This window comes from Myxococcales bacterium (genome assembly GCA_012517325.1).
Taxonomy (GTDB): domain Bacteria; phylum Lernaellota; class Lernaellaia; order Lernaellales; family Lernaellaceae; genus JAAYVF01.
In genome coordinates this window covers 19,213-29,970 of sequence record JAAYVF010000119.1, presented here as the reverse complement: position 1 = coordinate 29,970, position 10,758 = coordinate 19,213, and the positions used below count along the sequence as shown (strand labels likewise).

At 65.3% G+C, this 10,758-nt stretch carries 10 protein-coding genes and 1 tRNA gene; 2 read left to right on the top strand and 9 right to left on the bottom strand.

Features of this window, described 5'->3' with window-relative positions:
* On the top strand, positions 1–346 hold a 346-nt coding region (locus GX444_19705), incomplete at its 5' end, for a hypothetical protein (protein NLH50806.1).
* Positions 347–384: 38 nt separating this feature from the next.
* Here GX444_19705 and GX444_19700 read toward each other — a convergent pair.
* Genes GX444_19700 through GX444_19690 form a run of 3 tightly spaced genes read right to left on the bottom strand, consistent with a single transcriptional unit; the run spans position 385 to position 2,689 of the window.
* Positions 385–858: a hypothetical protein gene (locus GX444_19700; GenBank protein NLH50805.1), complete on the bottom strand. Its 474-nt coding sequence runs from the start codon at positions 856–858 to the stop codon at positions 385–387.
* Positions 859–868: 10 nt separating this feature from the next.
* A complete protein-coding gene (locus GX444_19695; GenBank protein NLH50804.1) occupies positions 869–1,984 on the bottom strand; it encodes a pyridoxal-phosphate dependent enzyme in 1,116 nt (371 codons plus the stop codon).
* Between the two features lie 3 nt (positions 1,985–1,987).
* Positions 1,988–2,689, bottom strand: a complete 702-nt coding sequence (locus GX444_19690; protein NLH50803.1) for a PHP domain-containing protein — start codon at positions 2,687–2,689, stop codon at positions 1,988–1,990.
* A 122-nt stretch (positions 2,690–2,811) separates the two neighbouring features.
* Here GX444_19690 and GX444_19685 point away from each other — a divergent pair.
* Positions 2,812–2,884 (top strand) — tRNA-Phe (locus tag GX444_19685).
* A gap of 71 nt (positions 2,885–2,955) precedes the next feature.
* On the opposite strand, the gene GX444_19680 is transcribed toward GX444_19685, so the two are convergent.
* From GX444_19680 to aroF, 6 genes are all read right to left on the bottom strand, one after another.
* Positions 2,956–5,004 carry a glucosyltransferase-I gene (locus GX444_19680; GenBank protein NLH50802.1) on the bottom strand — a complete coding sequence of 683 codons (2,049 nt, stop codon included), beginning with the start codon at positions 5,002–5,004 and terminating at the stop codon, positions 2,956–2,958.
* 192 nt (positions 5,005–5,196) lie between these two features.
* Positions 5,197–6,189: a chorismate synthase gene (locus GX444_19675; GenBank protein NLH50801.1), complete on the bottom strand. Its 993-nt coding sequence runs from the start codon at positions 6,187–6,189 to the stop codon at positions 5,197–5,199.
* Positions 6,186–7,433: a 3-phosphoshikimate 1-carboxyvinyltransferase gene (gene aroA / locus GX444_19670; protein ID NLH50800.1), complete on the bottom strand. Its 1,248-nt coding sequence runs from the start codon at positions 7,431–7,433 to the stop codon at positions 6,186–6,188. The genes GX444_19675 and aroA overlap by 4 nt, the downstream gene beginning before the upstream one ends.
* A complete protein-coding gene (locus tag GX444_19665) occupies positions 7,405–8,703 on the bottom strand; it encodes a hypothetical protein (protein ID NLH50799.1) in 1,299 nt (432 codons plus the stop codon). The genes aroA and GX444_19665 overlap by 29 nt, the downstream gene beginning before the upstream one ends.
* 1 nt (position 8,704) lies before the next feature.
* Positions 8,705–9,745, bottom strand: coding sequence for a 3-dehydroquinate synthase (gene aroB, locus GX444_19660; protein ID NLH50798.1), 1,041 nt, complete (start codon positions 9,743–9,745; stop codon positions 8,705–8,707).
* A 23-nt stretch (positions 9,746–9,768) separates the two neighbouring features.
* Entirely contained in the window at positions 9,769–10,695 is a 927-nt protein-coding gene (gene aroF / locus GX444_19655; GenBank protein NLH50797.1) for a 3-deoxy-7-phosphoheptulonate synthase, read from the bottom strand.
* Positions 10,696–10,758: the final 63 nt, after the last annotated feature.

The window sequence follows — 10,758 nt, the reverse complement described above, 5'->3', positions numbered from 1 at the left end:
GCGCTGGATCGTCGGCGAATACCGCGACTCGGACGGCCGGAAGAACATCATCACCTGCGACCCCGCGGATGAATGGGACGTTCCCCCGGAAAACCAATATATGGACGAGTCTTGGAGCATTCCCCTGCGAGTTGGCGTCGCTGGCGTCTTCGAAGTAATTAATGGGCGCATTGATATCGACTTTTTACCCGAAAAAGAAAGTCTAATTAATATGTCTTTGCTTTTGGATTTCGAGGTCGGAAATGTATATTACCGAGCATATAGGAGGCAAATAGATGAGACATCCATTCAATGGATTTTTCTTTATCCGGATAAGGGCATGACCTGGACGAAAACCGAGCCATAACCGGACAAGGCTCATTAGCAACACGGAGTCATCGGAGGCTATTTGACCTGCTGCAATTTGGCGCGCACCTGTTCGACTTCCGATAACAGAGTCTGGATCACCGCGACGAACGAGGCCTGGTCGATTTCCTGTTCGGAGGCGAAGGTGTAGCTGAGCCGCACTTGCGCCTTCTCGGGTTCCCATTCGAGCTTGCCGACCGTCAACTGGAAATTGAGTTTGGCCAGTTCGCGGAACAGCCCTTCGCTGCGCGGCCCGCGAAACGGCAGATCCTGGACCTCGAGAATGGCCACGTAGACCACCTTGTTCGCGGGCAGCACGCGCACCAGAAAGCTTTCGGCCTTGGCGTTGGGGAAGCCGAGTTTGAACTGGAATTCGCCCGGCGTCGGTTGTTTGGCGGCGACCTTCATTTTCGCCAGGTAGCCTTCGACCGTCTGGACGGACGTGGGCTCGGCCCAGGCCGCGGCGGCCGCCAGGAGCAGGAGCATTGACAGAGCGAGCGCGGTTTTACGCACGGCACACCTCCTACAGTTCGGGATCGTACAGCGGCGCCTCGAAGTAGCGGCGCAGCGGCGGCGCCAGATCGGCCGGCGGCACGGCGGCCTGGCGGTCTTGCAGCGGCACGCCGTTGAGCGTCTGCCAGTACAGCACCGGTTCGCGGGTGATGTTTTGCCGCTTGAGGAACGCCAACATGCCGGCGAAGGATTTGCCGGTGTAAGTCGGATCGAGCGGCAGGCCTTCGGTCTCGGCCAGCAGGCGGATCGCGGCTTTGCCTTCAGGCGTCGGCCGGCCGTACTGGCCGCCGTAAAAATCATCGAGCAGGTGAATGTCGCGCGCGTTGAAACGCATGGCCGGAATCGACGGCTCCAGACCGCGCAGGTATTCGGCGAGGCGGTTGGCGTGCGCCGCGACGACCGGGCGGTTGGTGACCACCTTGGGCACGATGCGCACGCCGATGACCTCGATCGGCAGTTCGGCCAGCCGCAAGCCGACCAACAATCCCGCGTGGGTGCCGCAGGAACCGGTGGTGACGAAAAGGTAGCGCGGCAAGGGCACCTCGCCGCGCGCGATCTGCGCGGCCAGTTCCAGGCCGGCTTCCACGAAGCCGACGTTGCCGGCGCGGCTACTGCCGCCGAAATACATGAAGTAGGGTTTTTTCCGCCCGGCCAGCCGGGCCTTCAGGAAATACGCCATGATTTTCAAACTGGCGCTGACCTCGTTGCCGGCGTTGAGAAACTTGGCCTGGCAATGGCAATCGACCAGGATGTTTTGCCGGACGTAACTGAGCACCGGTTGCGGGCTGACGGCCAGCACGGGTTGCAATCCCAGGCGGCAGCAGAACAGGCAGGTCGCGGCGCCGTGATTCGAACCGGCGCTGCCCATGGTGACGATTTCGTCGCTGCCCCGCGCCAGCGCCTCGGCGAAAATGAATTCGAATTTGCGGGGCTTGTTGCCGGCATAGAGCGTGGAATTGAGGTCGTCGCGCTTCATCCACAGATCGGTCACGCCCAGGTGTTCGCCGAGTTTTTCCAGTTTCTGAACCGGCGAAGGCAGGTCGGCCAACGGCATCCAGGGCAGTTTGCCGATCAGGCCCGGGTAACGGCGAAACAGGTGACGGTTGCAGGGATCGTTTTTTTCCACGAATCACTCCCCCAAGCGGTCGCGCGGCAACGCGCCGCGCGGCGGCAGACCGAAGGTGCCGCGCTCGACGACCGCGCGCAGCACGCTGCCGAAGTTTTCCAGGAACGACGACCGCCGGCGCAGAATCGTTTCCGCGCGCGGCAGTTTGGCGAGAAAGTCGGCGGCGTCGGTAAACGGTTCCATCCGCAAATGGCCGTTGCCGAGGCAGCCGGGCAAATGGGCGTCGGACCCGGCGGTCATCGGCTTACCGTAATGAACGGCGAGCCGCCGGGCCATTTCGTCGGACAAAGGATGATGATTGCGGGCGTTGACGGTTTCGATCGCGTCGGCCAGTTCCAGCGCGCGCCACAAACCGGGCGGCTGCAGGCGTTCGGTGGCCAGCGGGGTGAAGATGTGCGGCAACACGACCACGCCGCCGCGCTCCTTGATGAACCGGACGGTATCGTCGACCGAGCGATAAGGGGGCGGCATTTCTTCGATGAACAGGCCGATGATCTCGCCGGACGCGGTCACCACCTCCACGCCGGGAATCAGCCGAAACGGCGGCTCCAACTCGCGCAGGCGGCGCAGGCCCTCCTGGCTGTTGTGATCGGTGATCGCCACCGCGTCCAGACCGGCGTTGACGGCGTCGGCCACGAAGCGCCGATAGTGAATCAGCGAATCCCAGGAAGTACGGGTATGGGTATGGCAATCGATCCGGATCATGTGGCGCTATCCTAGCGAAGAAACGGGATAAATAAAATGACGCCGGCCGGGTGGGCGACGCGGGGAAACAAGTCGCTTGACGGGCCGGGTTTTCTTTGTTAAAAGCCATACTCTCTAAAGATGGTCGGGTAGCTCAGTCGGTAGAGCAGCGGACTGAAAATCCGCGTGTCGACGGTTCAATTCCGCCCCCGACCACACGGAGAAAATCCGCAAAACGGGAACCGGCCGGACAGGTCGATTCCCTTTTTTTAACTGCGACGCGCCGGTTAATCGCCGTGATGCAAAATCGATCCGTTGTCGCCCACCAGGTAAATGTCCGCGGCGGAACTTCCCCAGATCGCCCGCGTCCCGATTCCCGGCATGGTTCCCAGGTCAATTTCCGTCCAGAGATCGCCGTCATAATGCAGGAACGTTCCGGAATTCGTCAGATCGAAACCGTACGCGGTCGCGTAGACGTCGTCGGCGGAACTGCCCCAGACGGCGGACAGCGGCCACCACCATTCCTTGCCGGACGTTTCGGTCCAGGTCGTGCCGTCAAAATGCAGGACAAACCCGGAAACGGAATAAACGTAATCGCCGACCACGAACACATCCTCGCCGCTGCCCCAGACGCCGTTGAGGTTGTCGGTCGAGCCGCAATCGACGGCCGACCAGGAATCGCCGTCGAAGCGCAGCACCGTGCCGTTGTCGCCCACGGCCCAGACATCCGTGGCGGATCGTCCCCAGACGTCGTTCAAATTCTCGTTAGTCCCGCTGGTCATGATCGACCATGCGGCGCCGTCGTAATGCCGGATCGCGCCGAGGCTGCCGACGGCAAATACGTCCTCGCCGGAACTGCCCCAAAGGCCGTTGAGACAAACGGCGCCGCCGGGATTCATGGCCGACCAGGAATCGCCGTCGAAATGCAAAACCGAGCCGCTTTTCGCCGCGACATCGCGGCCGCAGGCGAAAACATCGTCGGGGTTGTCGCCCCAGATGTCGTGGATTTCCTTGTCGTCCAGGACGGCGCCGGAGAACCGCGACCAGCCATTGCCGTCGCCGTGTAAAATTACGCCGGTGAATGGGCCGATGTGTTCGTAGCCCACGGCATAGACGTTGTCGGCCGAAGTGCCCCAGATCCCCAGCAGTACGGCGTATTCGGAAAGCGATTGGGAATGCGCCGACCAGCCGTTTTCATCCCGGTGGCGAATAGTTCCACCGTCGCCGACGGCATAGACGTCGCTGCCGGAGCCGCCCCAGATCGCGTTGACGGCTCTGGTCGCTTCGGCGCTATCGATTGCCCAGGCGGTTCCATTGAAATGCAAAATCCGCCCGTGGTCGTCGCTCGCGTAAACGTCCGTGGCGGAATTGCCCCAGACGCTGAGCAGATCGCTGGTCACTCCGCTGGCCATTGCGGCCCAGGAAGCGCCGTTATAACGGATGATCCGGCCGCCCCGACCGACGGCGAAAACGTCGGTGGCGGTAAAACCCCAGATGCCGGACAAGGGAAGTCCCGAATCCGCAAACATCATCGACCAGGCGGCGCCGTCGTAGTGCAGGATCAAACCGCTATTCGCGTCGTCGGTCATCCCGGCCACGAACACGTCCGTCGCCGAAGCGCCCCAGATCCCGCGGCCGATCGCCGGCGGCAGGTTCGCCATGGCCGACCAGACGGATCCGTCGTAATGCAAAATCACGTTGGTCGACGTCCAAACATCCTCGCCGACGGCAAAGACATCCGTGGGCGAGCTTCCCCACACGCTGTAAAGCGCCGTGTCGGCCAAGCCGCCGGATGGCATGGCCGCCCAATGGTCGCCGTCGTAATGCAGAATCGTCGCGCGGCAGGAGTCGTAATCGTGACCGACCGCGAAAATCTCCGTGGTTCCGGCGCCCCAGATTGCCGATAATTTCGCGGTGGTCTGGCTGGTCATTCCGGACCACCCGACGCCGTCGAAAAATAAAAGGGTGCCGGCGTCGCCGGCGGCGAACACGGCGGTCGGGGATGCGCCCCAGATTCCATTCAGGTTGTTGCCCTGCGGCAGCGGATTTTGCCAGCACCAGCCGGAAGCGGTGCAGACGCGACCGTCGTCGTCATCGTTGTCGTCGTTGTTATCGTCATCGTTGTCGTTGTCGTCATTGTTATCGTCATCATTATCGTTGTCGTTATCGTCGTCATTGTCGTCATCGTCGCTAATGGGCGAGTCATCGGGCGGGCTGTCGTCGTCCGAACCGTCTTCGTTTTCGGATGGGGTGTCTGTCGATTCTTCACAAGAGATGGCAAGCAGCGTCAGCAACGCCAGGAACGCGATCGCGGTCAGGCCAGTCAATCGCTTCATGAGCGCCTCCACTTGACCCGCCGGCGAATCATCGTCGCGCGGCCAAGTCTCCGGAGCCGATCCGACCGAAGTTATTGTATCCCGACGAAATAGCGAAAAACAAGTGTTATTTAATAATAGTTAAAAGCCTCGGAAATGATTGGCGAAACGGCTGAAGCCGGACGCTCGCGCGGGCCAGGGCCGGCGCTTGGGTCATCGCCAAACGCGGGGGATTCGCTGCTCGAGCAGCAGCAGATCGGCCAGGACGATCGCGCCCACCGCTTCGAGGATCACCGGAAATCGCAGGGCGATGCAGGCGTCGTGGTGGCCGGTGATCGTCAATTCCGCCGGTCGGCCGGTGGCGAGGTCGATCGTCGGTTGCGGTGTCGCGATGCTGGCGGTCGGCCGGACCGCGACGCGAAAGACCACCTCGTTGCCGTTGGTCAGGCCGCCGTTGACGCCGCCCGCGTGATTGCTCGCGGCGCGACCATCGGCGGCGAGGATCGGGTCGTTGTATTCGCTGCCGCGCCGGCCGGCGCCGGCGAAACCGTCGCCGAACTCGACGCCTTTGACCGCCGGAACGGCGAAGGCCAGGTGGCCGATCAGCGATTCGACCGAATCGAAGAACGGTTCGCCCAATCCGGCCGGCAATCCGGCGAGGCGGCACTCAACCAGGCCGCCCAGCGAATCGCCCGCGGCGATCGCTTGCGCCAGCAGCTCTTCGTAATCGCGCCGGCCGCCGATTTCGAGGATTTCGGCGTGGAATGAAACGCCCGGCAGCAGCTTCTTTGCGACCGTTCCCGCCGCCACCAGACCGGCGGTCAGGCGGCCGGAAAAATGCCCGCCGCCGCGGTAATCCTGAAAGCCGCCAAATTTGATCCGGGCCGACAGATCGGCGTGGCCGGGCCGCGGCGTATCCTTCATTTCTTCATACGGCGACGAGTCGGCCGCCTGGTTGGCGAGGTGGATCAGCAGCGGCGCGCCGGTGGTCTTTCCCTGAAAGACACCGCTGATCAACCGCACCGGATCGCTTTCCCGCCGCGCGGTCGTGCCGGCGCGGCCGGGGCGACGCCGGGCGAGGTCGGGCTCGAAATCGTCCGGCGCCAGCGGCAGGCCCGCCGGACAGCCGTCGATCAGCACGCCGACCGCTTCGCCGTGCGATTCGCCCCAAATGGAAAGCCGAAACAGTCGCCCGAACGAGTTCATGGGTTTCTCCTCGTGAGCCGCTCCAGGTCGGCGAAAAACGCCGGGTACGATTTGGCCACGCATTCGTCGCCGGCGAGGCGCACCTCGCCGCCGCCGGCCAGGGCCGCGACCGCCAGCGCCATCGCGATGCGGTGATCGTCGTGGCATTGCGCGTCGCCGCCGTTCAAGCCGCAGCCGTCGATCAACAGTTCGTCGTCGCGCCATTCGATCCGGGCGCCCAGCTTGCCGAACTCCTCGGTCAACGCGGCGGCCCGGTTGCTTTCCTTGCTCAGCAGCCGCCGCGCGCCGCGCAGCACCGACCGGCCCGCCGCGTGCACGGCCAGTGCGACCAGCGGCGGCGCGAGATCGGGGCAATCGGTCAGGTCGGCCGCGAACGCCCGTCGCTCGCGGCGCCGGACGACGATCTCCCCCACGCGATTTTCCACGTCGGCGCCAAAGCGCGGCAGAATGTCCAGCAGGGCCCGATCGGCCTGCGCGGATTCGGGGTCCAAGCCCCGCACGGCGACCCGCCCGGCCAGCGCGCCGGCGGCCATTAAGAATGCGGCGCCGGACCAGTCGCCCTCGATCCGCCATTGTTGGGGTCGATACACCGCGCCGCCGCGAATGTCGTATTGCCGGCCGTCGGGCGAGACCGCGATCTCCGCGCCGGCCTGCCGCGTCATTCGCAAGGTCAGCTCGACGTAGGGTTGGCTGACCAGGCGATTGACGGTCAGGCGACTGTCGCGCGGCAGGAGCGGCAGGGCGATCAGCAGGCCGGTCAGAAATTGCGACGTTTCCGAACCGTCCAGCGTAGCCTTGCCGCCGGCCAGCGGCCCGCACACGATCAGCGGTGGTAAGCCGTTCGTGGCGGTCGCCGTGGCGCCCAACGCCGCCAGTGTTTCTTCCACGCCCGGCAGCGGCCGGCGAAGCAGCGAGCCCCGGCCGGTGAGGGTGAGGGGTTCGGCGAACAGCGCGGCGACGGCCGCGAACAGCCGCAGGCATAAGCCCGATTCGCCGCAATCGATTCGCGCGGCGCGCGGCCGGCCGCCGCCGGCAATGAACACCGCGTCGGCCCGCGTCTCCACCTCGGCGCCGAGGGCTTGCGCCGCGCCGAGCACGGCCCGCGCGTCGTCGCAGTACGTCGGGTTGTCGAGGCGCGACCGCCCCGGCGCCAGCGCGCCGAGCGCCACCGCGCGCAGCATCATGCTCTTGGATGGCGGCGCGGCGACCGCGCCGTCAACGGTTGCGGGCTGAACGGATTTCATCGGCCAGTAAGTCCGCCGCGGTTTCGATCGATTGCTTCTCGGTATCCAATACCAAATCGGCCACGGCGGCGTAAAGAGGGATTCGCTCGGCCAGCAGCCGCCGTGCGACCGGCTCGCGATCCGCCACGGCCAGCAGCGGCCGCGTTTGATCGGTCGTCCGCGCCAGGATGGCGGGCAGGGCCGACCAGCACCAGACGCAGACGGCGTGTTGCTGTAAAAACCGCCGATTGGCCTCGTCCAGCAAAACGCCACCGCCGCAAGCGATGACGGGCGGTTCGGCCAGCGGCAGTCCGTGCAGGATGTCCTTTTCGATCCGGCGGAATTCCGCCTCGCCTTGTTCCGCGAAGATTTGGGCGATCGCCCGGCCGGTGTGTTGCCCGATCGATTCATCCAGATCGAAGCAGGGCGCCGACAACCGTTGGGCCAAGGCCCGGCCGAGCGAGGATTTGCCGGTCCCCATGAAGCCGATCAGCGCGATCGCCGGTTTGGCGGCGGGCGGGGGCGGCCAGTCGGCGGTCATGGCGCCTTCCGGCGGCGGCGCGCCGAAAAACAGCCGGTAGGCATCCCGCGCCTGATGAACCAGCCAACGCCGTCCGTCGATCGTCCGGCAGCCACGCGCGCGGGCCTTGGGCGACAGCAGCGGTTGGTGGTAGTTCGCTTCCAAAACGGTCAAGCCGGCGGGCAGCCATTCGGCAACCACCGGGTCCGCTCCCGGCGGCAGGCAGGAGATCAGCAAATCCGCAGCGGCGAGCGCGGCGGGTAATTGGGAGAAGGCGCGCGCTTCCGTCGCGAATTCGCCCGCGACGGCCTGCGCTTTCGTCCAAGTCCGGTTGATGACGGTGAGTCGCGAGGCCCGGCCTAGCCGCAAGGCGAGCAGCGCCGCGCGGGCCGCGCCTCCGGCTCCCAGAATCACGCAGCGCTTGCCTTGCGGCTCGAAGCCGCCCTCGCGCAAGGTGGCGAGCACGCCGCAAACGTCGGAATTGTCGCCGCGCCATTTTTCGTTTTGCCGGATCAACACGTTGACAACGCCGAGCCGGGCGGCGGTTTCGGCGAGCGAATCCGCGCCGCCGGCCGCGTCTTTCTTGAAAGGCGAGGTGACGTTCAAGCCGGCCAGGCCGAGACTTTGCGCCAGGTCGATCGCCCGGTCGAATCGCCTCGCGGCCAGGCGCAGATAATCGGCGGGACGGTTTTCCGCCGCGAACGCCTGCCGAAACAAATCGGGACTGCGGCTGTGCAAAATCGGGTGGCCGATGACGCCGTACAGTTGCATTTCAGCTTACCGGCCGCGGCCAGAGGTGATCCCATGCCGCCGCCAGTTCCGACAGCGTGATTTCGCGGACCTCAGCCTGGCCCAGGCGCCGCAGCAGGACGAACCGCACCGCTTCGCCGTAACGTTTTTTATCGCGGCGCAGCGCTTCCAGAACGGCCGCGCGGTCGAGTTCAGGGTCGGCGGTCAGTTCGAGCGCCGTGAGCAGGTCCAGCAGCCGGCTTAACTCCGCGGACGATAAAAGGCCGAGCCGCGCCGAAAGCCGCGCCGCCGCCGCCATGCCCAAGGCCACCGCCCGGCCGTGCGGCAGTCCGTGCACGGCTTCGATCGCGTGCCCGAAGGTGTGGCCGAAATTGAGGATGCGCCGGCGGTCGGCCTCGCGTTCGTCCGCCGCCACCACCGCGATCTTGACGGCGATCGAGGCGCTGATCAGCGGCCCGGCGAGATCGGTGTTGGGCGCCCGCAGGCCGGCCGCGCGCGATTCGATGAACGAAAAATAGCCGGCGTCGGCGATCGCGGCGTGTTTGACCGCTTCGGCCATGCCGCTGCGCCATTCCTCCGGCGGCAGCGTCGTCAGGAAATCAGGGTCGCAAAACACGAAACGAGGCTGGCGAAAGGTGCCGATCAGGTTTTTGAATGAATGGAAATTGACGCCGTTCTTGCCGCCGACGCCCGCGTCGACCTGCGCCAGCAAGGTGGTCGGCACGAGCCCGCAATCCAGGCCGCGCAAATAGGTGGCCGCGGCGAATGCCGCCACGTCGCAAACCAGGCCGCCGCCGACCGCCAGCACGAGCCAATCGCGGTCGACGCCCTGTGCGAGGAATCGTTCGTCGAGCGCCGCGACCGCTTCCAGGGTTTTGTGGGCCTCGCCGGGCGCGAGAACGGCGACGGGAACGGCGGGAAAGCGCGCGGCGTAGAGCCGAGCGACGTTGGCGTCGGTGACCAGGATTGTGCGCTCGGGATCGAGGTTCGCCGACAGTCGATCCAGCCAGGCGCCGAGCGCGATCCGACAGGTTCCCGTGGGGGTGGTCAATGTCCATTCCATGTCGGATCGCCTACTCTCCGGTTTCAGTCGCGGACCGTCCGGGCGATGACTTTGGCCTTGTCCGTCAACCGGCGAAATTCATCGATCGAGAGGCACTGCGCCGAGTCGCACCAGGCCTGATAGGGGTAATTGGAAACCTCGACGATCAGACCGTCGGCGCCGGCCGCTGTCGCGGCGAGGGCCAGCGGCTCGACGTACCGGCGGTCGCCGGCCGGATGGCTCGGGTCGGCGATGACCGGCAGCGGCGTTCGCGCCCGCAGGTGGGGGATGGCCGAAACGTCGAATGAAAAACGCAACAGGTCGTTGAACAGCCGGATGCCGCGTTCGCAAAGGATCAACCGCGGCTCGTCGAGGCCGGCTTGGAACCGACCGAGGAGGATGTGCTCGGCGGCTTCCAGCACTTCGGTGATCGTGGCGCTGAAGGCGCGTTTGAGCAGGATCGGTTTGCCGGCGGGGTGGCGGCCGGCGGCGAAGAGTAGGGCATTGTTGTACATGCTGCGCGAACCGATTTGCAGCACGTCGGCATATTCCGCCACCAGGTCCAGTTCGTCGCGGTGCAGCACTTCGGTGACGATCGGCAGGCCGGTGGCGGCGCGCGCCGCGGCCAGGTATTCCAGCCCGCGCCGGCCCAGTCCGCCGAACTCGTAGGGCGAGGTGCGCGGCTTGAAGGCGCCGCCCCGCAGCATCCGCGCCCCCGCTTCCTTGACGGCGGCCGCGATTTCCGTCACCTGCGTCTGGCTTTCCACCGAGCAGGGACCGGCGATGAGGGCAAAGTCCGGGGCGCCGATCCGGAAGTCCGGGGTCACCGCCACGCGCTCGCGGCGCGGCGTCGCCGGCATCTGACTCAGCCGTTGCCCGCTCGCCAGTTTGGCGACCCGGCGAACCCCCGGCCAGGCGCGGATTTCCTCCAGGCCATCATCCACTCCTTCCTGTTCCAGGCGGAGCGTCATCAATCCTTTGCCGTGCAGGCGAAAACTCGGGTCTTCCTCGTTCGCCAACTGGAAGCGAGTCAG